General features: G+C 73.2%; 16 protein-coding genes. 5 read left to right on the top strand and 11 right to left on the bottom strand.

Annotated elements, in window-relative coordinates; genetic code table 11:
* Positions 1-12: 12 nt before the first annotated feature.
* Entirely contained in the window at positions 13-1320 is a 1308-nt protein-coding gene (locus CLT72_RS20505) for a 3-deoxy-7-phosphoheptulonate synthase (RefSeq protein WP_101413174.1), read from the bottom strand.
* Positions 1321-1609: 289 nt separating this feature from the next.
* On the opposite strand from CLT72_RS20505, the gene CLT72_RS20500 reads away from it, so the two are divergent.
* Entirely contained in the window at positions 1610-2935 is a 1326-nt protein-coding gene (locus CLT72_RS20500) for an FAD-dependent oxidoreductase (protein ID WP_101413173.1), read from the top strand.
* Between the two features lie 148 nt (positions 2936-3083).
* Positions 3084-4691, top strand: a complete 1608-nt coding sequence (locus CLT72_RS20495; protein WP_199184612.1) for an FAD-binding oxidoreductase — start codon at positions 3084-3086, stop codon at positions 4689-4691.
* A 70-nt stretch (positions 4692-4761) separates the two neighbouring features.
* On the opposite strand, the gene CLT72_RS20490 is transcribed toward CLT72_RS20495, so the two are convergent.
* The 8 genes from CLT72_RS20490 to CLT72_RS20455 all read right to left on the bottom strand — a co-directional run bounded on the left by CLT72_RS20490 (position 4762) and on the right by CLT72_RS20455 (position 16085).
* Positions 4762-6462 carry a (2,3-dihydroxybenzoyl)adenylate synthase gene (locus tag CLT72_RS20490; RefSeq protein WP_486484287.1) on the bottom strand — a complete coding sequence of 567 codons (1701 nt, stop codon included), beginning with the start codon at positions 6460-6462 and terminating at the stop codon, positions 4762-4764.
* A gap of 233 nt (positions 6463-6695) precedes the next feature.
* Entirely contained in the window at positions 6696-7205 is a 510-nt protein-coding gene (locus CLT72_RS20485; protein ID WP_101413170.1) for an SRPBCC domain-containing protein, read from the bottom strand.
* 144 nt (positions 7206-7349) lie between these two features.
* Positions 7350-8027, bottom strand: coding sequence for a DUF899 domain-containing protein (locus tag CLT72_RS20480; protein ID WP_101413169.1), 678 nt, complete (start codon positions 8025-8027; stop codon positions 7350-7352).
* Between the two features lie 31 nt (positions 8028-8058).
* Complete coding sequence (gene cmdF, locus CLT72_RS20475; RefSeq protein WP_101413168.1) at positions 8059-9663, bottom strand: tyrosine 2,3-aminomutase; 1605 nt, start codon at positions 9661-9663, stop codon at positions 8059-8061.
* Positions 9664-9733: 70 nt separating this feature from the next.
* Complete coding sequence (locus tag CLT72_RS20470) at positions 9734-12982, bottom strand: non-ribosomal peptide synthetase (protein ID WP_101413167.1); 3249 nt, start codon at positions 12980-12982, stop codon at positions 9734-9736.
* Positions 12983-13073: 91 nt separating this feature from the next.
* Complete coding sequence (locus tag CLT72_RS20465) at positions 13074-14336, bottom strand: GNAT family N-acetyltransferase (protein ID WP_101413166.1); 1263 nt, start codon at positions 14334-14336, stop codon at positions 13074-13076.
* 24 nt (positions 14337-14360) lie between these two features.
* Positions 14361-15761, bottom strand: coding sequence for a condensation domain-containing protein (locus CLT72_RS20460; RefSeq protein WP_101413165.1), 1401 nt, complete (start codon positions 15759-15761; stop codon positions 14361-14363).
* Positions 15762-15797: 36 nt separating this feature from the next.
* Entirely contained in the window at positions 15798-16085 is a 288-nt protein-coding gene (locus CLT72_RS20455) for a phosphopantetheine-binding protein (protein WP_101413164.1), read from the bottom strand.
* A 378-nt stretch (positions 16086-16463) separates the two neighbouring features.
* Between CLT72_RS20455 and CLT72_RS20450 the strand changes: the two genes are divergently transcribed.
* From CLT72_RS20450 to CLT72_RS20440, 3 genes are all read left to right on the top strand, one after another.
* Complete coding sequence (locus tag CLT72_RS20450; RefSeq protein WP_101413163.1) at positions 16464-17861, top strand: salicylate synthase; 1398 nt, start codon at positions 16464-16466, stop codon at positions 17859-17861.
* On the top strand, positions 17843-18997 hold the full coding sequence (locus tag CLT72_RS20445) for an epoxide hydrolase family protein (protein WP_101413162.1): 1155 nt from the start codon (positions 17843-17845) through the stop codon (positions 18995-18997). The genes CLT72_RS20450 and CLT72_RS20445 overlap by 19 nt, the downstream gene beginning before the upstream one ends.
* A gap of 173 nt (positions 18998-19170) precedes the next feature.
* Positions 19171-20412: a cytochrome P450 family protein gene (locus CLT72_RS20440; protein ID WP_101413161.1), complete on the top strand. Its 1242-nt coding sequence runs from the start codon at positions 19171-19173 to the stop codon at positions 20410-20412.
* Positions 20413-20559: 147 nt separating this feature from the next.
* On the opposite strand, the gene CLT72_RS20435 is transcribed toward CLT72_RS20440, so the two are convergent.
* Entirely contained in the window at positions 20560-20970 is a 411-nt protein-coding gene (locus tag CLT72_RS20435) for an SgcJ/EcaC family oxidoreductase (protein WP_101413160.1), read from the bottom strand.
* A 746-nt stretch (positions 20971-21716) separates the two neighbouring features.
* Positions 21717-22073, bottom strand: a complete 357-nt coding sequence (locus CLT72_RS20430) for a VOC family protein (protein ID WP_101413159.1) — start codon at positions 22071-22073, stop codon at positions 21717-21719.
* Positions 22074-22078 lie beyond the last annotated feature (5 nt).

Raw genomic sequence — 22078 nt, 5'->3', positions numbered from 1 at the left:
TGCCGACCTGGCTCAGCCGGCCAGCAGCTCCGCGACCTGGTACGCGAGGTCGAGCGCTCGGTCCCGGCCGAGTCCCCGGCCGCCGGCTGCCGAGCCCGGCCGATCGCCGTCGAGCGCCACGCGGAGCCCACCCGGGTGGGTGCCCAGGGCCCGGTGCACCGCGAAGTAGCCGCGCACGTTGTCGAGGACGCGGCTGAACGGTGTTCCGGGGGCGACCATCGGGTCGCACTGCCAGAGCACCCGGTGCCCGGCAGCGGTCATCTTCTCCACGATCGGGGGGAGGCTCTCCTCGACCCGGCCGGAGCCGAGCCGGCAGGTCAGGGTGAGCCGGCCGGCGACGTTGTCCGGGTTGAGCCGTTCGCAGAGTTCGACGGCCGACTCGGGCAGGGTGTCCGGCCCCAGGGTCACCGTCACCGGGTTGGCGATCCGGGCGACGAGGTCCACGTGCGCGCCGTCGAGGCGGCGGACCTGCTCGCCGAGGCCCAGCAGGTGACCGGAGAGACCGTACCTGCCGTCCCGGGCGGCCCGGATCAGCGGGCGCTCGTACTCCAGCACCAGGGCGTCGTGCGAGCTGTAGAGGCGGGCGTGCGGGCGCGCCGCGGTGTCCGGCACCCCGGACGCCCGCAGGAACGCCATGGCGCGGCCGATCTGCCGGGCGGCGTCGAGGTGCGGCGTGGCCGGATCGGCGCCGTCCAGCAGGCCCTGCTGCCAGCGGTGCACCGACTGGAGGTCGGCCAGGTCGCCGGTGACGTGGGCGCGCAGCACGTTCATGGCGCCGGCCGCGTTGGCGTACGCCAGGATGAGCCGGCGTGGGTCGGGGACACGGGCTTCCCGCACCGGCGTGGGGCCGTTGACCAGGTCGCCCCACCAGCTCGGCAGTCCGGTGTGGTCCGTCGGCGTGGCCGCCGGGCGGGCGTACCCGCCGGCGGCCCGAGCGACACTGACCACCGGCATCGAGCCGCCGTACGCCAGGACCAGGGCCATCTGGGCGAGGGTCGCGGCGTTGGCGACCAGCCGCGCCTCGGTGTTGTCGGCGAAGGACTCCACCGGGTCGCCGCCCTGAAGCAGGAACGCGTGCCCCTCGGCGGCGACGGCCAGCCGGTCGCGCAGCTCGTCGACCTCGGCCGGCGTGACGAGTGGCGGCAGGGTGCCGAGGAGCCGCATCACGTCGGCCAGCTCCGCCTCGTCGGGCCAGGGTGGTCGCTGGGCCCCGGGCCGGCCCCGCCAGCCGTCGAGCCCGTCGCCCTCGACGCTCCGGCTGACCTCCGGCGCCGGCCAGGCGGTCGGCGGCCAGCGCCGTAGCAGGCCCGGCGGTCTCATACCGTCTCCCTCCGACGACCCCTCCCCCGTGTCCGTCCGTCCAGGATGGCCGCTCGCCGGACGCGAGGAGACCTCCGAGAATGCGCAGTCCGGTGCTGGTGCGGGGTACCGGCGGGCCAGGCGGCGCGCGCGCAATCCGGAAGGTGCGTGGCCGGTCCGGCGGGTGCCACCGTCGGGTGGTCAGAGGGCGGTCCGGCCGTGCCGTACCACCGGCCCGTCGGCGGGAGACACCGAGGAGGCAGTCGTGACGGTAAATCCGGGATCACGGGCGGTCGTGCTGGGCGGGAGCATGGCGGGCCTGCTCGCCGCCCGGGTGCTCGCCGACGCGTACGACGAGGTGGTCGTCGTCGACCGGGACGAGTTGACCGGGAGCGACGCCCGCCGGGGCGTGCCGCAGGGTCGGCACGTGCACGGCCTGCTCGCCCGGGGCCAACAGATCCTGGAGACACTGTTCCCGGGTTTCACCGGCCGGGCGGTCGCCGCCGGCGTACCCACCGGTGACCTGGGCGAGTTGCGCTGGTTCTTCAACGGCAGGCCGCTGCGCCGGGCGAGCACCGGACTGATCTGCGTCTCGGCGTCCCGGCCCCTGCTGGAGGCCCAGGTGCGCGACGCGGTCGCCGCGCTGCCCGGGGTCCGGCTGCGCGGCGGCTGCGACATCGTCGGTCCGGTCGCCACCGAGGACCGCGACCGGGTCACCGGCGTCCGGGTGCGCCCGCGCGATGCCGCCACCGACGAGGTGATCCACGCCGATCTGGTGGTGGACGCCACCGGGCGGGGTTCCCGTACGCCGGTCTGGCTGGCCGAACTGGGCTACCAGCGGCCGGCGGAGACCCGCATCCCGATCGACCTGGCGTACACCACCCGGCACTACCGGCTGCGCGACGAGAGTATCCTGCACGGCGACCTCTCGATCAACCCGGTCTCCACCCCCTCGCACCCTCGCGGGGCGTTCTTCTCCCGGATCCAGGACGGCCGGAGCGTGCTGTCGCTGACCGGCGTGCTGGGCGACCACCCGCCGGCGGACGAGCGGGGCTTCCTGGACTTCGTCCGGTCCCTCCCGGTGCCGGACATCTTCGAGGTCATCCGCGACGCCGAACCGCTGGACGACCCGGTCTCGTTCCGTTACCCGGCCAGCGTGCGCCGGCACTACGAGCGTCTCGACCGTTTCCCGGCCGGCCTCCTGGTCCTCGGCGACGCGCTGTGCAGCTTCAACCCGGTGTACGGCCAGGGCATGACGGTGGCGGCGCTGGAGGCGCTGACGCTGCGCGAGCACCTACGGGCCGGCCCGGTGCCCCGTCCGGCTGCCTTCTTCCGGGACGCCGCCCGGGTGGTCGACGTGCCCTGGGACATCTCCGCCGGTGGGGACCTGAGCTTCCCGGGGGTGGTCGGGCCCCGCCCACCGAAGGTCCGGATGGCCAACGCGTACATGGCCCGTCTCCAGGCCGCCGCGGTCCGCGACGGCGCGGTGACGCGTACCTTCATGCGGGTGGCCGGCCTGGTCGACCCGCCGACGCACCTGATGCGTCCGGGCATGGTGTGGCGGGTCCTCACCCAGTCGCGGGGCGTGGCGCCGGTCCCGGTCCGACCGACCGAACGGGCTGTCGCCGGCGACTGAGGACACGAGATTCCCATCTAAAAGAAATCGGAAATAGGCAATACGGCAATCGAAAAGATGCACGCCCGTCTGCTGTCGAGAACCATGGGCACGAATAGCGATCGTCGCCCTTGAATCGGCTGAACCTCCGCAGATGGCAGGTGCACCCATGGTCATGTCACGTCGGCAGCTCATCGGCTCGACTGCCGCGATATCCGGTGCCACCGTCGGCCTCGCCGGCCTGGGCGCCACGCCCGCCCAGGCCGCCGGCGCCCCGGGCACCGCGGTCGACCCGCGGGTCGTCATCCACCGCGACGACCCGAGGTACGCGCAGCTCATGCTGCGCTCGTTCAACCCCCGGTTCATCTCGTCCCCGGAGACGGTCCACCTGACCTACACCGCCGAGCAGGTCCGCGCGGCGGTCGAGCAGGCGGTCGGCCGGGGCCAGCGCATCACCGTCCGCAGCGGCGGCCACTGCCTGGACAACCTGGTCGGTGACCCCGCGTTCCAGGTGCTGGTCGACGTGTCGGCCATGAACCAGACCTGGTACGACCGGCGGCACCGGGCGTTCGTCGTGGAGTGCGGCGCCACCCTCGGCCAGATGTACGAGCAGCTCTACCTCGGCTGGAAGGTCACCGTGCCGGCCGGCGTCTGCCCGCCGGTGGGCGTCGGCGGCCACATCGCCGGCGGCGGGTACGGGCCGCTGTCGCGCAAGTTCGGGCTCTCCGTCGACCACCTCTACGGGGTGGAGGTGGTCGTGGTCGACCGGTCCGGCCGGGCCCGGACCATCGTGGCCACCTCCCGTCCGGACGACCCGCACCGCGAGCTGTGGTGGGCGCACACCGGCGGTGGCGGGGGCAACTTCGGGATCGTCACCAAATACCTGTTCCGTACGCCCGGCGTCACCGGCGACGACCCGGGCAAGCTGCTGCCGACGCCACCGCCGACCCTCCTCATGACCTGGGTCTCCTACCCGTGGGACGGGCTGACCCAGGAGGGCTTCGTCCGGCTGGTGAAGAACCACAACGCGTGGCACGCCGCCCACAGCGCCCCGGGCGACCCGTACGAGGGGCTGCACAGCGCGCTGCACCTGAACACCGAGAAGGAACAGTTCATCTTCCTGGAGATCCGCACGGACGCCACCATGCCCGACGCGCGGAAGGCGCTCGACGAGTACGTCGCCGCCGTGTCGGCGGGAGTCGGCGTCACCCCGCAGGTCAACACGACGGACGACCTGTGGCTGGCCAACGCGACGCTGGAGTACCCGCAGACCATCCCGCCGCGCACCAAGTCCAAGGGCGGCTACCTGCGCAAACCGCTGGCCGAGCGGCAGATCGTGGAGCTGTACCGGGGCCTGCGGGATCCGGCCTACAAGGGGCAGTGCCTGGTCTACTTCGCCGGATACGGGGGCCAGGTCAACGCGGTGGGGCCGAACGCCACCGCGGTTCCGCAGCGCGACTCCATCCTGAAGCTCTGGTTCTCGGCCTCCTGGCCGGACGCCGCGGACGACGAGGAGTCGGTGGACTGGGTGCGCCGCTTCTACCAGCGGGTCTTCGCCGACACCGGCGGGATGCCGGTGTCCAACGACCGCTACGACGGCTGCTACATCAACTATCCGGACATCGACAGCCGGGACCCGGCCTGGAACCGGTCCGGCGTGCCGTGGAGCACCCTCTACTACAAGCAGAGCTATCCCCGCCTACAGCGCATCAAGGCCAGGTACGACCCGAACGACGTCTTCCGGCACGCCTTGTCCATCGAGCCGCTGGCCGGCTGAGCCGCCGGGGCGCGTACGCCGAGCGGGCCGGTCGCGATGCGGCCGGCCCGCTCCGCGTGCTCACCGACGCTCAGCCGGGCAGCTCGTCGGGCGCCTCGGCGGCCAGCCGCCGCCGGATGTCGGCCCGCAACGCCTTCTTGTCGACCTTCCCGACGTTGGTGCGCGGCAGCGCGGCAACCTCGACCATGCGCTCCGGTAGCTTGAACCGGGCCACCCCGGCCCGCTCCATCACCGCCCGCACGTCGGCCAACCGCACCGACGCGCCGGCCCGGACCACCACGTAGAGGCAGACCCGCTCGCCGAACTCGGGGTCGGGCATCGCCACGGCGGCGGCCAGGTGCACCCCCGGGACCTGGTAGGCGAAGTTCTCCACCTCCTCCGCGGATACCTTCTCCCCGGCCCGGTTGATCATGTCCTTGTCGCGCCCCTCCACCACCAGGTTGCCGTCGGGGCGGCGACGCACCACGTCGCCGGTCCGGTACCAGCCGTCCGCGGTGAACGCGAGCCGGTTCTGCTCCTCGGCACGGTAGTAGCCGCGGGGGGTGTACGGCCCACGGGTCAACAGCAGTCCCGGGGTGCCGTCCGGCACCGGCTCGCCCTCGTCGTCGACCACCAGGATCTCGTCGTCCGGGCAGATCGGGCGGCCCTGGGTGTGGCAGACCACCTCGTCGGGGTCGTCCAACCGCGTGTAGTTGAGCAGCCCCTCGGCCATGCCGAAGACCTGCTGGAGACGGCAGCCGAGGGTGGGCTGGACCCGCCAGGCCACCTCGTCGGCCAGCCGGGCGCCGCCCACCTGGAGCAGCCGCAGCGTGCTCAGGTCGTATCCGGGACCGGCCTCCTGGAAGGCGAGCCAGCTCTGCACGATGGTGGGTACCGCGGCGGTGACGGTCACCTGCTCCCGCTCGATCAGGTCGAAGACCTTCTTCGGCGCGGGCGACGGGGCGATGACCACCCGGCCCCCCACCAGCAGGGTGCCGAGGACGCCGGGACAGCCCAGCGGGAAGTTGTGGGCGAGCGGTAGCGCCGCCAGGTACACCGTCGACGGGCCGAAGCCGGAGACCTCGCCGCTGCGCCGGGCGTTGTACGCGTAGTCGTCGTGCGTGCGGGCGATCAGCTTGGGCAGGCCGGTGGTGCCGCCCGAGAGCAGGAAGAGGGCGACGTCCCGCCCGGCCGGCGCGGCGGCGTCCAACTGCCGGCGCGCCGCCGCCGGGTCGTCCGCCGGCCGGCACAGCGCCCGGACGTCCACCGAGCCGGGCGCGGGCCGGGGGCCGGCGGCGAGCACGTGTCTGAGGCCCGGCTGAGCCTCGGCGATGCGCCGCGCCATCTCCTGGTGGTCGAAGTGGTCCGTCTCGGCGGGCACCACCACCGCCCGGGCCTCGGCGTGCCGCACGAGGTGGGAGATCTCGTGGTGGCGGTGCGCCGGCAGCGCCATGACCGGCAGTACGCCCAGCCGCAGGCAGGCGAGGGTCAGGACGACGAACTCCCACCGGTTGTCGAGCTGCATCACGATCCGGTCGTCGCGGCGCAGGCCCAACGCGTGCAGCCGCAGCGCCGCGCCGTCGGCCCGCTGCGTCAGCTCCCGGTAGGTCATTCGCACGTCGCCGCTGACCAGCGCCTCGACGTGGGGCCGCGTGTCGGCCACCGCGAGGACTTGTGCCCCCAGCGGCCGTCCTTCCCAGTAGCCCGCGGCGACGTACCGGGCCACCGCCTCCGGCGGCCAGGGCACCAGGCCCGTCCGACTCGGCTCGGGGTCGCCCGCTACACCTGTCACTGTGGCCTCCTCACACCGGCTGGCCGTCCCACGGCCGCGCCCGTACGGGCGGGTGCGTCGCGGCGGGGTGGCCCGGAGCACGAGGCCGGGCGTCGGGGCCGCAAGCTGGTGGGACTCCTCCCGAATATGCCGGCGGCGCAGCCGGGAGGGCATCTCCGAGCGTGCCGATGGAGGCGGGGAGAAGGAGCGCGACCGCGGCGGGCGCCACCGGGACGCCTGCCGCGGCCGGCTGGTCAGTTCGGCTGCTCGGGCAACTCCGAGTAGTACTTCACCAGGTCGTCGAAGGAAGGCTGCCCGCCGTGCGGTGCCGGCCGCCCGGCCTCCCGGTCGAGCAACTCGCCCATCTTGTCCAGGGCCAGGTGGAAGCCGGCAGCGCTCTGCGGCAGGTGGCCCGGGTCGCCGACCTCGTTCTCCAGCACCAACCGGCAGCCGTCCCCCTGCGGGCTGAGCAGCCAGCGGTAGGCGTCGCCCTCGCCCGCGTACACGAACCGGCGCGGCTCGTCGACCTCGACGACCCGGGCCCGCACCACCATGTCCGGGGAGAACGTCACCGTGACCTTCCCGCCCTCGACCGGCTCGACGTCCACCCGGAAGCCGAACCACGAGGAGTGTTCCCCGCTGTCGGTGATCGCCCGCCAGACGCGCTCCGGCGGATCCGGATAGTCGTGCGTGAAGCGCAGCAGCGGCTTCCCGTCGGGGCCGGGGTGCCGGGTGGTTCGCGTACGGAAGGTCTCGGGATCCATCAGATCCGGTCTCCTCTGGGTTGCTGGCCCGGCCCACACAGCGTGAACCGGCCGTAGCAGACTGCCAACAGTGGACGGCGCGGGTCAAGGGCACACGCCACGGCCATGCCGGGCGGGCCGGCATGGCCGTGGGTGCTGCGCCGGTCAGTCGTGGCAGGAGCCCGCTGTCGCGTCGCCGTAGCTGTCGTGGTGGCGGATCCACCCCATGGTGTCCGCCATGCCCTCCTCCTGCCGTCCCAGCGGGGTCAGGTCGAGGTAGTTGTAGGTGTTGTTCAGGACGTCGCTGCCGCGCCCGTGCGTGGAGTACGCGTAGAGCACCCCGCCGTCGTCGGCGCGCAGGAACGCGCTGATTCCGGGCAGCTCGGGCTCGCCCGAGCCGACGTCCAGGGTGAAATCCTGGTAGAAGTCGTCGCCCCGGGTGGTGTACCAGGGGATGTCCCACCCCATCCGGCGCTTGAACGGCACGATGTCCGACTGCGGCGCGGCGCAGACGATGACCAGCGACGTGTCGCGGGCGTGCAGGTGCGCCAGGTGCCCGATGTTGTCGATGAACAGCGAGCAAACCGGGCACCAGTCGTGCCCCTCCAGCGGCCACATGAAGTGGTAGGTGAGCAGCTGACGCCGGCCGTCGAAAAGCTCCGGCAGCGTCCGTTCGCCGTCCGGGCCCTCGAAGACGTACTCCTTGTCCACCACCATCATCGGCAGCGCGCGCCGCTGTGCGCTGAGCGCGTCCCGCGCCCGGGTCACCTCCTTCTCCCGCTCCAGGAAGGCCCGCCGCGCCGCGAGCCAGTCCGCGCGCCCGACGATCCGGGTGTCCGTCATCGCACTCTCCTCCCGCCGCGGCCGGGGCCGGTCACCGCAGCCCCTCGCCGCCGTCGGGCAGGGCGTCGACGAACTCGCCCCGGGCCAGCGCGGCCGCGACCGTCTCGATGTCGTCGCTCATGTAGCGGTCGCTGTCCAGGGTGGGCACCATGGACCGGATCCGGTCGTAGGTGGCCCGCCCGGCCGGCCCGAGCCGGTCCACGACGCCCCGCAGGTCCACCGCCTGGGCGGCGGAGAGATACTCCACGGCCAGGATGAGGTCGTTGTTGCGCAGCACCCGGCGTGCGTTGCGGGCGGAGATCAGGCCCATGCTCACCACGTCCTGGTTGTCGCTGTTGGACGGGATGCTCTGGGTGCTCGCCGGGCCGATCGTCCGGTTCTCCGCCACCAGCGCCGTCGCCGGGTACTGGGCGCCGGTGAAGCCGCTGTTCAGGCCCGGCTCGCCGGCCACCAGATATTCCGGCAGGCCGCCGTTGAGGTGCCGGTTGAGCAGGCGGTTGGTGCGCCGCTCGCTGGTCACGCCGAGCTGGGTCAGGGCGATGGTGAGGAAGTCCATCGCGAACGCCACCGGCTGACCGTGGAAGTTCGCGCCGTGGAAGACCTCCCGGCCCTCGAAGAAGAGCGGGTTGTCGTTGGAGGAGTTCAACTCGGTCGTCACCACACTGGTGGCGTGGTAGACGGTGTCGCGTACCGCGCCGACGACCTGTGGGATCGCCCGCAGCGTGTACGGCTTCTGCAGGTAGATCTCCCCGCGCTGGACGGTGACACCCGCCTGCTTCTGCTCCTCGACCTGGCGGCGGATCTCGCGGTGCTCCAGTGCCAGCCCGCTGCCGGCCAGCAGGGTACGCATGTTGGCGGCGTTGTCGACCTGGCCCCGGTGCGGCCGGGCCAGCTCGTGCCCTTCGGCCATGAAGGCGCCGGTCGAGCCCTGCAACGCCTCCAGCGCCAGCGCCGTCACGATCTCGGCCTGGCGGACCTGGGCGAGCGCCCGGCCGGTGAGCAGGGCGCCGAGGCCGGTCATCGCGGAGGTGCCGTTGATCAGCGACAGCCCCTCCTTGAAGCGGAGCTGCAACGGCTCCACACCGAGCTGGCGCAGGACCGGACCGGTAGGGGTGGGACGGCCGTCGCGCAGCACGTAACCCTCACCGATGATCACGGCCGCGATGTGCGACAGCGGGGCGAGGTCGCCGCTGGCGCCCAGCGAACCAATCTCGGGGATGGCCGGGGTGATGCCCTGGTTGAGCAGCAGGGCCAGGCGCTCCAGCAGCTCGGGCCGGACCGCCGAGTAGCCCCGGGCCAACGCGTTGAGCCGGGCCGCGACCATCGCCCGCGCCTCGTCCTCGGCGAAGAGCGGGCCGACTCCGGCGCAGTGACTGCGCACCAGGTTGAGCTGAAGCTCGATCTCCACGGCGTTGTCCACCATCATGTACGCCAGGTCGCCGTACCCGGTGGTGATGCCGTACACGGGAATTCCCTGCTCGACGATGTCCTGGAACATCGCTCGGCTCGCCGCGGCCTTCTCCAGGGCCGTCGGGGCGATGACGCACGGCGCCTGCTCCTCGGCGATCCGCCGGATGCCGCCGATGTCCACGTTCTGGCCGTCGAGTTCGACGGGCGTCGTCTCCACAAGAGTCACGTTTGTCCACCTCACATGTCGTCGGGCTGGGCGGTTCGGGAAAAGCAGCGGTCGGCCCCTGCGGGGGCGTTCAGGCGGTGCCGCTCACCTCCCTCTGCGCCCGGGCGCCGTCGTCGGCCCGCGTCGCCGCGTCCACCAGGGCGGCGAGCCCGGCCAGGGTCGGGTCGGCGAGGAAGTGGCGGGCCGGCACGGTGACGCCGGTCCGTTCCCGGACGCGGTGCAGCAGCGGCGGGATCAGCAGCGAGTGACCGCCGAGGGCGAACAGCGAGTCCTCCGGCGCGACCTCGTCGATGCCGAGGACCTCCGCCCACACGCGCGCCAGGATCCGCTCGGTCGCGGTGGTGGCCTGCCGGTCGCCGGTCGCGCGCAACGACGTCGGTGCCGGCAGTCGCCGCCGGTCGACCTTCCCGCCCACGTTGCGCGGCAGCGTCGGCAGGGTGCGGAAGCTCACCGGCGGCATCAGGCTGCCGAACCGCTGGCGCAGCCGGGCCCGCCACGCGACGGTCGGGTCGGTCCCACCCGAGCCGTCCGGCGTCTCCCGGGCCACCACGTACGCCATCAGGCGTACGACCAGGCCGCTGTGGTCACGCACCGGCACGACCGCGCACTCGGCGACCGAGTCGGCGGCGGCCAGCGCCGCCTCCACGTCGGTCAGCTCAAGCCGGGTGCCGAAGAACTTGATCTGGAAGTCCTGCCGGCCGCGGAACTCCAGCAGCCCGTCCAGCCGCCGGCGGCCGAGGTCCCCGGTGCGGTACCAGCCGTGGTCCGGCAGCCCGAACTCCTCGTACGCGCGCAGCGGCGCGAAGGCGTCGCCCGACGCCTCCGTGCCCACGTAGCCGGGAGTGACGTAGGGGCTGCGGACGACCAGCTCGCCGGTCACCCCCGCCGGACAGGGCCGGTCCTGGTCGTCGACCACGAGCACCTGTCGGCCGGGGATCGGCTCGCCGACGGGCACCGTGCCGCGCACCGGCCCGGTCACCTCGTGCCAGGTCGCCAGCACGATCTCGGTCGGGCCGTACAGGTTGGTCAGCCGGGCCGACGGCAGCGCCTCCCGCAGCTGCCCGGCCAACTCGCCGGGGAGCGGCTCGCCGGCGAGCAGCAGGTGCCGCAGCTCGGGCAGCGCGTCGCCGCGACCCTGCGACCCCAGGGCCCGCAGGACCTCCCGGGCGAAGCTCGGCACGGTCTGGAAGTGTGTGATGCGCTCGTCGGCCAGCCAGCGCACCAGCCGGCGCGGGTCCACCCGCACCCGGTCCGGCACCAGGCAGAGGGTCGCGCCGGCGCCCAGCGCCGCGAAGATCTCGCAGAGCGCCGCGTCGTAGCCGGGCGCCGCCCACTGGGCCACCCGGCTGCCCGGGCCCATCGCGAAGTGCGTCGCCATCCACTCACAGAACTGCGCGAAGCCGGCGTGGGTCTGCGGGATGCCCTTGGGCCGCCCGGTCGACCCCGAGGTGTACGCGACGTACGCCAGGCCGGCCCCGTCGGGTCGGGGAAGGGCCGGGTCGGCCTCCTGCCCGGCGGCGCGGTGCAGCTCGTCCACCGCGACGGCCTGCCCGTCGAGTTCCGTGCGGTACCAGCGGGCCAGCTCGTCGTCGTCCGGGTCGCCCTCCACCAGCAGGCAGGCCGGGCGCAGCTCGCCCAGGATCAGCCGACCCCGTTCGCCGGCCTCCCCGGCGCCGATGCAGACCAGGTGCGCCCCCGCCTCCAGGACGCCCAGCAGCACAGCCACCTGGCGCGGCCCTGCCGGCATCCGCACCGCGACCGGTGCGCCCGCCATCGGACCCAGCCGTCGCAGTCCCCGGGCGGTGGAGCTGGCCAGTGCGGCCAGCTCCCCGTAGGAGACGGCCTCCGACTGCCAGGCCAGGGCGGTGTCGCCCGGGTGCAGCTCGGCCCGGCCGCGCACCGCCGCGTCGACGGGGGGCCGGCTGACGGTGGCCGCCCCGACCCGGTCGGCGGCCCGGACCGCCGCGCGGAGCTGCTCCGGCATCTCCAGCGGCAGCGCCGCCACCGGCTGGCCCGGGTCCTTCAGCGCGGCATCGAGCAGGGTACGGAGCTGACCGAGCAGCGCGCGCGCCGAGTCGGCCTCGAACAGCTCCGCCCGGTACGCCAGCGCGCCCGTCACGGTCGGCTCCACGGTGTCGACCTCCAGCGACAGGCCCACCGGGACCGCGCCGGCGCGCACCGGCAACCGGCGCGCGGTCGTGCCGGTGAACGCGGGTTCCGGCTCGGGTGACCCGGGACAGCTGAACATCGCGTCGAGCAACGGCAGCCGCTGCGGGTCCCGGTCGACCTCCACCTCGGCGACGACGTCGGCGAAGGGCAGCTCCCCGTGGTCGAGCGCGGCCCGGTGGGCCTGGGCCACCCGGGCCAGCAGGTGCCGGAAGGTGGGGGAGCCGGCGAAGTCGGCGCAGACCACCAGCGGGTTCGAAAACGGCCCCACGGTCCCGGCGAACTCCGGGCGGGGCCGCACCACCACCGGGTGTCCCACCGCCACCCGCTGCTCGCCGGTGTGCCGGAACAGCAGCGCCTGGAACGCCGCGGACAGCACCACGGCCGGGACGGTGCCCTCGGCCGCGCAGACCTCGCGCAGCCGGCCGGCGGTCTCCTCACCCCAGTCGAAGTACACCGCCGCACCCGCGTACCCGGAGTCGGCCGCGGGCGGCCGGTCGGCGGGCAGCGGCAGCACCGGCGGGGGCGGGGTCAGCGTGGCCCGCCACCACTGCGCCAGCCCTCGGTACGCCGGGCCGGTCGCCTGTTCCCGCTGCCACCGCGCGAAGTCGCGGTACTGCAGGGGCAGGAACGGCAGGACCGGCTCGCGCCCCTGCACCGCCGCCGAGTAGCACTCGCCCAGCTCGGTCACCAGGATCCGGGCCGAGCTGTCGTCGGCCACCAGCTGGTGCAGTACCAGCAGCACCTCGTGCTCGTCCGGCCCGAGTCGGACCAGGGTGAGCCGGCTGAGCGGGCCGTCGGCGTGATCCACCACGGCCCCCGCCAGGCCGGTACGCAGCCGCTCCGCGGCCGCCGCCCGTTCCGGTTCGTCGACGGTGGTGAGATCGACCAGCGTCGGCGCGTCGGCACCGGCGTCGATCGCCTGCCACGGGACGCCGTCGCGTTCGACGATGCGGGTCCGCAGCGTCTCGTGCCGGTCGACCAGCGTCCGCCACGCGGCGCACAGGGCCTCCTCGTCGAGCGGCCCACGCACCTGGTAGGCGCGGCACACCGTGTGCGCCGGCGTCCCCGCCGCCAACCTCTCCAGGAACCACAGGCCCTGCTGGGCCGCGGAGGTGACCGCCCGGATGCCGCTGCCCCGTGTGTCGTTCATCGCTACCCGCTCCTCGTGCTGTCGACGGCTTGCCGGCGCCGTGCCCCGGCGCGCCGGCGGTGCCGGTCGCCGGGCGCGGCGGGGGTGGGGATCAGTAGAAGTAGCTGATGTAGGGGGCCCGTTCGGGCGTGGCCATGGTGTCCCAGAGCTGGGCGCAGCGGGCATCGCGCGCGACGATGCGCCCGCCCCGGGTCAGGTCGGTGGCGGCGGTGCCGCCGAGCAGGATCGCGCCGACGGCCGCCACGTGCATCTCCAGGTCCGGCTCGGCGGTGCTGCGCCGGCAGGTGCCCTGACCGGCGTCGACCTCGAGGCGGAACGTCCCGTCGGTGTGGCCCTCCGGGTCGTGCACGCGCAGCGTCAACGCCCCGTCGCCGGCCCATCCGCGCGCCTCGAGCAGCGTCGGCACGTCCAGCGGACGCAGCCACACGCCGTCGTGGCGCTGGGCGCGCAGCTTGCGCGCGTCGGTCACCCACCACGCCAGCGGGTTGTCCACCGGCGCGTACCACATCTGGATGGTGGCCACCATGTCGACGGAGAGCAGGTAGCGCCAGAGCGTGGCGGCTGCCTCGGCGTCCACGGCGAGGAAGTCGATGACCTGGAGCATGTTTCGGGGCGTGGTCTCCGGCGCCCAGTCCGAGGTGATGCGGTACGACACGAAGCCCCGGTCACCCACCGCCACGCACGCCCGGGGCGCCCCGCCGCCGCCGATGGCCAGCATCTGCTCCAGGCGGGGGTTCGCCGGGTCCATCGCCAGCCGGTCCCAGTAGCAGGACGGCGGGATCACCTCGCCCGGCGTCCGGACCGCCTGCCGCTCGTACACCGACTGGGCCAGATCCCGGGCCTCCTTGCCGGAGACCCGCCGCACCGGCAGGTCGCCGTCCGGCGCGTCGTCGCGCCAGCCCACCCCCCGTACGTCGATGTTGAGGCTGTTGTACCAGGTGGCCGGGCCGTAGCCGAAGCGCCAGTAGATGGGCCACTCGGACACGCCCCCGGCGGCGATCGGCTTGCCCTCCTCGACGGCCCGCTCGTGCAGCCGGTGCAGGGTGGCCTTCATCAGCCCCTTGCGTCGCATCGTGGGGTGGCAGGAACCGCCGGTGCAGGCGGCGAGCGGCACCGTCCGGCCGCCCGGCAGTACCAGGTCACGGTGCAGCGAGGCGTTCGTCGCCACGTAACCGGCGTCGTCGGTGATGGCGATGGCGCGGTGCGGCGGGTGGGTACGCCGGTAGAAGTCCACCACCTCCGGGTCGTCACCGGGCGGCGAGGCGAACGCGCCGAGCCAGCTGTCGAGCCATTCGCCGTACCGTTCCTCGGTCACCTCGACCAGGCGCATGCCGGCGGGAAGGTCAGCGGTCATCAGAGGGTCCCTTCGGTGGGCCGGTCAGTTGCCGGAGGTGGCGGGCACGGCTCCCGCGGCCAGGTCCGCCAGCGGCGTCTCGGGGTCGGCGACCCCGGAGCGCAGCACGTGGGTGAAGTCGGCCAGCATGGCGTTCATCGAGGACTGCCCGAACCGGTCGACACTGCTGTTCACCGCGAAGATCAGCTCGTTGGTCGGGCTCAGCTCGGCGGTCCACAGGATCGCGTCGTCGGGGATGTCAGGGCCGACGGGCTGGGAGACGCGCCGCTGGGCGGCCGTGCAGCCGACGCCACCGGCGCCCTGCTCGCGCAGCACGAACGGGTTCGGTGACATCTGGAAGCCGGGGCGGGCCCGCTCGGCGATCCGGTCGCCCTCCTCGAGCGCGGCGATTTCGGCGGCCACCTCGGTGGCCAGCCGGACGAAGGGCACCTCGTGCGCGAACGCCGACATGCAGCTCTCCCGGACCCGCTCGACCACCTCGCGGAAGGTCCGGCAGCCGGTCAGGTCGGTGCGCAGCGGGAACAGGTTGACGAAGTAGCCGACCGTGTCGGCCATCCACCGGCGTCGTCGCCCCGGCCCGGAGGTGAGGGTCCAGATCACCCCGTCGGTGATCCCGGTGCGGGCCAGCAGGTGCACCCGGTAGGCGGCGAACAGCACCATGAACGGCGAGCACCGCAGGGACCGGGCGAACTCCAGGGTCGCCGTACCGAGGTCCGCGCTGAGCGCGAACCGGTCGCACCGGGTGCCCGCCGGGGCGCCCTCGGCCGGCGGCCGGTCGGTCGGCAGGGTCACCGGACGGGCGTCACGCAGGCGCTCCCGCCAGTACTCGAAGGAGGCGGCGGCGGACGCCTCGTCGGAACCGGCCTGCTGCCGGGCGACGTACTCCCGGAACTGGTGCACCTCGCGCAGGTCGGGCTGCCGGCCCTCGCGGCGCGCCGCGTACAGCTCGACGATGTCCCGCATGACCAGCCCGAGCGACCAGACGTCCACGACCGGCAGGTGGGCCACCAGCACGACGATCCAGTCGTCGCCGGCCAGCCGGCCCACGTGGATCCAGAAGGCCGGCACCTGCTCCATGTCGAAGGTCTGCCCCTCGATCTCGTTGAGGAACGCCTCGGCCCGCTCCTGCCGCGACCTCCCGTCGTCGGGCAGGTCCCGGACCACCAGCGTCGGCGAGCTGGGCGGCCGGACCTGCTGACGCCAGCCGTCCTCGTCGTGCAGCAGCACCGTGCGTAGCGCCTCGTGCCGGACGACCACGTCGTCGAGGGCCGCGGTGAACGTGGCCAGGTCGAGGTCACCGGTCAGTCGCCACCCGCCGCTGGAGATGGGACGCGGGCCGAAGGCGCCGGCGGAGCCGTCGTTCAGGTGTTGCAGGCGGAGGAACTCCTGCTCCAGCGAGAGCGGGAACGGGGTGTCGGGCGTCATCGGTCTCTTCCTCTCCGGGTGCGGCACACCCTGACGTCAGGCGGCGGGCTCGAGGGTCACGACGACCTGACGGATGAACGTGTCGAGGTCCGGGTCGTCGAAGAGTTGGTCGACCCCGACGGAGGTGATGCCCAGCTCGTCCTCGAGCCAGGCGATGATCAGCAGCGCGGTGATCGACTGCCCGCCCAGTTCGAAGAAGGTGGCGTGCTCCGCGCCCGAGGGCACGTCGAGCGCCTCCCGCCAGATGGCGGTGATCTGTTCCTCCAGCGAGGGAATGTCGGTGCCGGGCGCGGAAGCGCCGCCCGGCACGGGGTGCGTGCCCATGGCTCACCTTTCTGCTGGAGCGGGCGTCCGCGCCGCCACGGCGCCGGACCCGCCCGCCGGCAGGTCCATGGACCGATCGTGGCATCGCCCGTCCGGGTGCTTCACCTCCTGAAGTGCCCCGTGTGCCCGTTCGCTGCGCACCTTCGGAGAAGCCCTCGCCGAAGCCGCGTCGATATCGTCGGATTGCTTGCCGGCTTTCGCGATTCGCTTGCCAGGCAATGGATTTCCGGACGGATCCGGTCGTCGCACCGTCCTGTGTGCCGGCGGTGGCGGTCGGCCACGTCACCCCGGGCCGATCCCCCGACTCACCGGCACTGCGCCCACCGGATCGGCGCTGCGTCGCCCGTGCCGCCAGGCCGGACCTTCCTGGAGGAGTAGATGGCTGGTCATCGGAAGTACCACGAACGGACGATCGCGCCGGTCGGCGATCCACTGGCCGCGGCGGGGCTGCTGGTCGCGGTCCGGCAGGACCGCGACCACGTGTGCTACGAGGGGCCCGAGGGGTACGCGGTCGCCGTGGACCCGGTCGCCGAGGTGATCGCCGACCGGCGTCGACTGGTCGTGCGCACCGACGAGGGCCGTCGGACGTCGCCCTTCTCCGCCGAGGCGCTGCGCGGGCTGCCCACCCTGCTCGACGAGGTGTCGGTGGATGCCTGGCGCTGCTACGGCTGGGCCGGGTTCGAGCTCGCCGCGGCCCGGGACGGGCTGGTCGAACTGCTCGACGACGAACCGTTCCTGCACCTGATGATCCCCCGCGTCGAGGTGCGCTTCCACGCCAACGGCACGCTGCTGCGGGCGCTCGACGTGGCCGACCTGGACGCGGTCCAGGCCGATCTGGAGAAAGCCCCGCCGGTGCGCCCGCCCGGCCAGCCGACCCCGGTGGACGACTGGGACGCCGAGGGCTACCTGTACGCGGTGGACCGGGCTATGCGCACGATCCGCTCCGGCCGGTTGCAGAAGGTGATCCTGTCCCGCACCGTGCCGGTCGCCTTCCCGGTCGACCTGCCGGCGACGTACCGGCTGGGCCGCCAGGCGAACACGCCCGCCCGCTCGTACCTGCTGCGCCTCGGTGGCCTGGCGGCCACCGGTTTCAGTCCCGAGACCGTGGTCGAGGTGGCCAGGGGCTGGGTGACCACGCAGCCGGTCGCCGGCACCCGGGCGCGCACCGGCCATGAGGACATCGACGAACCGCTACGTCAGGAGCTGCTCACCGACCCCAAGGAGGTCTACGAGCACGCGATCTCGGTCAAGGTGGCGGTGGACGAGCTCGCCGAGCTGTGCCCCGGGGCACCAGTGGAGGTCCCCGAGTTCATGGCCGTGCGCCAGCGCGGGTCGGTACAGCACCTCGCCTCCACCGTCCGCAGCCCGCTGGCGGCGACCAGCCACGCCTGGGACGCGTTCAGCGCGCTGTTTCCCGCTGTCACCACCTCCGGTGTGCCGAAGCGGGCCGCGTACGAGGTCATCCACGAGTTGGAGCCGTCGGCTCGCGGCCTGTACGGCGGCGCGGTGCTCACCTACGACTCTGACGGCGCGATGGACGCGGCGGTGGCGCTGCGGACGGTCTACCAGCGCGACGGGCGGACCTGGTTGCAGGTGGGCGCCGGCATCGTCGGCACCTCGCTGCCGGAGCGGGAGCTGACCGAGACCCGCGAGAAATTGGCCACCATCGCCCGGTACCTGGTGGCCGAGCGACCCGACCACGCCGCCGGCGAGCGCCGGGGGCAACCTTCGACCGCGACCCGAGAGATGGGGCAGCCATGCAGCCGTTCCGTGTAGCCATTCCCGAGGCGGACCTCGACGACCTGCGGCGCCGCCTCGCCGCCACCCGCTGGCCCGACGAACTACCTGGCGTGGGCTGGGAGCGGGGCGTCCCGCTCGGCTACCTCCGGGAGCTGGCCGAATACTGGCGCACCGAGTACGACTGGCGGGCCGCCGAGGCGCGGCTCAACCGGTATCCGCAGTTCCGCACCGATCTCGACGGCGCGCCCGTGCACTTCCTGCACGTGCGCTCCCCGGAGCCGGAGGCGATGCCGTTGCTGATCACCCACGGGTGGCCGGGATCGGTGGCGGAGTTCCTGGACGTGATCGGTCCGCTGTCCGACCCGGCGGCACACGGCGGCGACCCCCGCGACGCGTTCCACCTGGTGATCCCCTCGTTGCCCGGCTACGGCTTCTCCCGGCCGCTGCCCGGGCCCGGCTGGGACGTGCCGCGCATCGCGCGCGCCTGGGGGGAACTGATGTCCCGGCTCGGCTACGAGCGGTTCGCCGCCCAGGGCGGCGACGCCGGCTCGGTGATCTCCCTGGCGCTCGGTGCCCTCTTCCCGGACCGGCTGATCGGGGCGCACCTCAACATGCTGATGACGTTTCCCGGCGCCGACCCGGCCGAGTTGGCCGACCTCGACGAGACCGACACGCGCCGGCTGGCGCTGTTGGGCCGCTTCGACACCGAACTCTCCGGCTACATGCGGGTCCAGCAGACCCGCCCGCAGACCCTGGCGTACGCGCTCACCGACTCGCCCGTCGGGCAGCTCGCGTGGATCGTGGAGAAGTTCCGCGAATGGACGGACTCGGCGAAGGCACCCGAGGACGCCGTGGACCGGGAGCACATGCTGACCATCGCCTCCATCTACTGGCTGACGGCCACGGCCGGCTCATCGGCCCAGTTCTACTACGAGGGCGCCGCGGCGGTGCGCGCGGCGGCGGCCGGTGCGCCCCCGCCGCCGGTACAGGCGCCGGTCGGGGTGGCGGTCTTCCCGCACGACATCTTCCAGCCGATCCGCCGGCTCGCCGAGCGGGACTACCCGACGATCAGCCACTGGACCGAATTCGACCGGGGCGGCCACTTCGCCGCCATGGAACAGCCGGAGCTGCTGACCGGCGACATCCGGGCCTTCTTCCGGTCGTTGCGCTGACCCGGCTGCGGGCCGCGTCACGCGCCGGGCCTGCTCGCCGGTCGCGCCCGCCGTCCCGGTCACGTGCCAGGTCTGCCTCCGGTCGCGCCGACCGTGACCCTGCCGCAGCGGCGGGGGCCTCCGCCGCTTGAGTTCCGTCAACCGAGATCAACCGAGGACACCTGGAGGAACCGATGGAACAGCGCTGCCCGATCAGGCTGGACACCACCGGCAGTCGCATCCACGCGGAGGCGGACGGCCTGCGGGCGCAGGGCCCGGCGACCCGCGTGGAACTGCCCGGCGGGGTCCTGGCCTGGTCGCTCAACAGCTACGCGACGATCAAGAAGGTGCTGACCGATCCCCGGGTCACCAAGAGCGCCCGCAACCACTGGCCCGCGTTCATCAACGGTGAGATCCCGCCCGACTGGGAGATGATCAGCTGGATCGCCATGGACAACATGGTCACCTCGTACGGGCGGGACCACGTGCGGCTGCGCCGGCTGGTCGGCAAGGCGTTCACCCCGCGCCGCACGGAAATGATCCGCCCGCGGGTGGTCGAGCTGACCGGTGAGCTGCTCGACCGGATGGCTGCCCGCGCCCCGGGCGAAGTCGTCGACCTGCGGGCGGAGTTCGCCTACCCGCTGCCGGCCCGGCTGGTTGCCGACCTCATCGGCATGTCCGAGGAGGCCCGGGTCGAGACGGCCAAGGCGATCGACATGATGGTGGACACCACCGTGTCGCCGCAGCAGGCCCAGCAGATCCTCCAGGACTGGCGCGCCGCGATGACGGAACTGATCGCCGAGAAGCGTCGCAACCCCGGCGAGGACATCACCAGTGACCTGATCGCGGCCCGCGACGTCGACGGCACCCGGCTCACCGAGGCGGAGCTGACCGACACCATCTTCGCCATCCTGGGCGCCGGCTCGGAGACCACCATCAACTTCTTCGACAACGCCATCACCGCCCTGCTCACCCACCCGGAGCAGTTGCAGCTGGTCCGTACCGGCGCGGCGAACTGGGACGACGTCATCGACGAGACGCTGCGGGTGGAGTCGCCACTGGCGCACCTGCCGCTGCGCTACGCCGTGGAGGACATCGACCTGGACGGCGTGACCATCCCGGCGGGCGACCCGATCCTGGTCAACTACGCGGCGGTCGGCCGGGACCCGGCCCTGCACGCGGACGCCCCGGGCGAGTTCGACGTCACCCGCGCCGACAAGGAGCACCTCTCCTTCGGGCACGGGCCGCACTACTGCCTCGGCGCCGGCGTGGCCCGGCTGGTCGCCACCGTGGGCCTGTCCAGCCTCTTCGACCGGTTCCCAGAGATGGCCCTGGCGGTCGACCCCGACGAATTGACCCCGTTGCCCACGTTCATCATGAACGGGCACCGCAGCCTGCCGGTCCGGCTGAGCGCGCCGGTGCCGTCCCTGTCCTGACGCCCCGCGTACCCACCGCGCCGCCCCGCCAGACCCGGCGGGGCGGCGCGGCGTCGTGGCCGTTGGTGCGGTGGTACGCGCTCTGGGCAGCGCACCGGGGACGCCGCGATCGCGACGCCCCCGGTGCGGTGTGTCGGTCCGTGCCGGTCAGCCAGGCTGGGCCGGGCTGTTCTGGTAGGCGGCGAGCAGCCAGCGCCCGTCCTGGCGGTGCAGCAGCCAGGATGCCCGGATGGCCCGCTCCGGCGCGACGGTGGACTCACCCTCGGCCAGCACGCCCCCCTCGGTCAGCAGCAGCGCCGTGTCGGAAGAGAGGATGCGCACCTCGAACGGCTGACCGGTCACCCGGGTGCCCCGGTACGGCCCGGCGAAGCCGGCAGCCATGTAGTCCCTGATCTCCGTGCGCCCCTTGCGGTAGAGGCCGGGCAGGATCATCGTGCCGTCCTCGGCGAACTGCGCGGCGAAGGCGTCGGCGTCGTGCTTGGCCCATGCCTCGACGATGCGCTGGGGTACGGCGGCCACGGCCTGCTGGGCGTCCGTCACGGATTCGGTGGAGGTCATGTGGTTGCTCCCTTCCGGAGGTCGGTGTCGGCGGGCGCGCACATCGCCGGCACCGGTAGAGCGGGTTCGGTTCGCGGCCGCACAGCACCCGGCCGCACGGCTCGGCATCGGTGTCGGTGTCGGGGTTCATCAGGGCGTGCCGGTCAGCGGTCCGCACCTCGGGCAGGCCCGGGCGGGCGAGTTCCTTCCCGGCGCGGACGACGGTCACCAAACGCCATGGCCTCCTCCAGGTGCTCGGTTGCGGTGACAGATCGGGGCGACGGGCCGCCGGCGGACTCAGGCGACCGGCACATCGGACTGGTCTGGCGGGCGACCGGTGCCTGCCGGTCCCGTAGGCCTCGGCGAAGCTCACGCCAGCGGTCGGTGACCGGCCCGGTCCCAGGTCCGGACGCCGAACTGGTGCGGCTCAGCCACCTGTTCGTTCCTCTCGGTCTGGTCCGGCGGGCGGCCGGCGGGTCCGGCGGCCGGACCGCCAGGCCAGGCGCGGCTAGTCCCAGAATGGTGGGAGAGGGACCGGTGTGTCTTCTCCCCGTGTGCTCGGTACGCCGGTGACCTGCCGGGGAGTGTCGTGCCGCTGGCGCGCGGCGCCTATCCTCGTGGCCGTGGGATCCGTCAAGCCGTGGCACCTGTTCGTCCTGACGATCTGCTGCCTCCTGCCGGTCGTGGCGGCGGTCGTCGGCGGCTTCCTGGCGACCCGTCGCTCGCGCAACCGGCGCTGAACCGCCCGACGCGAGGAAAAGACGGCCTCATTCACCTTCGGCGACGGCGCAGACGCAGAACTCGTTGCCCTCGGGATCGGTGAGTACGACGTAGTCGTCGCTGGGGTCGTGGTCGTGCCGCACGTAGCTGGCGCCCAGCGCGAGCAGGCGTTGCACCTCGCCGGCCTGGTCGTCGGTGTAGAGGTCGAAGTGCATCTGGTCGCGGGCGCCGACCGGGCTCTGCGCGACCTGGAGCGAGACGTTGACCCGACGCCCCCGCAGCACCCGGAAGCGTCCCTCGTCGACGACCGGGCCGGGCGTCAGGTGCAGCGCGGTGGCCCAGAACTTCGTCATCACGTCGAGATCCGCACAATTGATCACGACGCTGCCGAGACGTATCCCCATGGACG

The sequence above is a fragment of the Micromonospora sp. CNZ309 genome (assembly GCF_002846525.1).
This window is presented reverse-complemented; position numbering and strand designations above follow the sequence as displayed.

Bases quoted from the DNA above. Each gene is read 5' to 3' on its own strand.
- CLT72_RS20505 (WP_101413174.1), bottom strand. From the start codon at position 1,320: ATGAGACCGCCGGGCCTGCTACGGCGCTGGCCGCCGACCGCCTGGCCG.
- CLT72_RS20500 (WP_101413173.1), top strand. From the start codon at position 1,610: ATGGCGGGCCTGCTCGCCGCCCGGGTGCTCGCCGACGCGTACGACGAG.
- CLT72_RS20495 (WP_199184612.1), top strand. From the start codon at position 3,084: ATGGTCATGTCACGTCGGCAGCTCATCGGCTCGACTGCCGCGATATCC.
- CLT72_RS20485 (WP_101413170.1), bottom strand. From the start codon at position 7,205: ATGGATCCCGAGACCTTCCGTACGCGAACCACCCGGCACCCCGGCCCC.
- CLT72_RS20480 (WP_101413169.1), bottom strand. From the start codon at position 8,027: ATGACGGACACCCGGATCGTCGGGCGCGCGGACTGGCTCGCGGCGCGG.
- CLT72_RS20470 (WP_101413167.1), bottom strand. From the start codon at position 12,982: ATGAACGACACACGGGGCAGCGGCATCCGGGCGGTCACCTCCGCGGCC.
- CLT72_RS20465 (WP_101413166.1), bottom strand. From the start codon at position 14,336: ATGACCGCTGACCTTCCCGCCGGCATGCGCCTGGTCGAGGTGACCGAG.
- CLT72_RS20460 (WP_101413165.1), bottom strand. From the start codon at position 15,761: ATGACGCCCGACACCCCGTTCCCGCTCTCGCTGGAGCAGGAGTTCCTC.
- CLT72_RS20455 (WP_101413164.1), bottom strand. From the start codon at position 16,085: ATGGGCACGCACCCCGTGCCGGGCGGCGCTTCCGCGCCCGGCACCGAC.
- CLT72_RS20450 (WP_101413163.1), top strand. From the start codon at position 16,464: ATGGCTGGTCATCGGAAGTACCACGAACGGACGATCGCGCCGGTCGGC.
- CLT72_RS20445 (WP_101413162.1), top strand. From the start codon at position 17,843: ATGCAGCCGTTCCGTGTAGCCATTCCCGAGGCGGACCTCGACGACCTG.
- CLT72_RS20440 (WP_101413161.1), top strand. From the start codon at position 19,171: ATGGAACAGCGCTGCCCGATCAGGCTGGACACCACCGGCAGTCGCATC.
- CLT72_RS20435 (WP_101413160.1), bottom strand. From the start codon at position 20,970: ATGACCTCCACCGAATCCGTGACGGACGCCCAGCAGGCCGTGGCCGCC.
- CLT72_RS20430 (WP_101413159.1), bottom strand. From the start codon at position 22,073: ATGGGGATACGTCTCGGCAGCGTCGTGATCAATTGTGCGGATCTCGAC.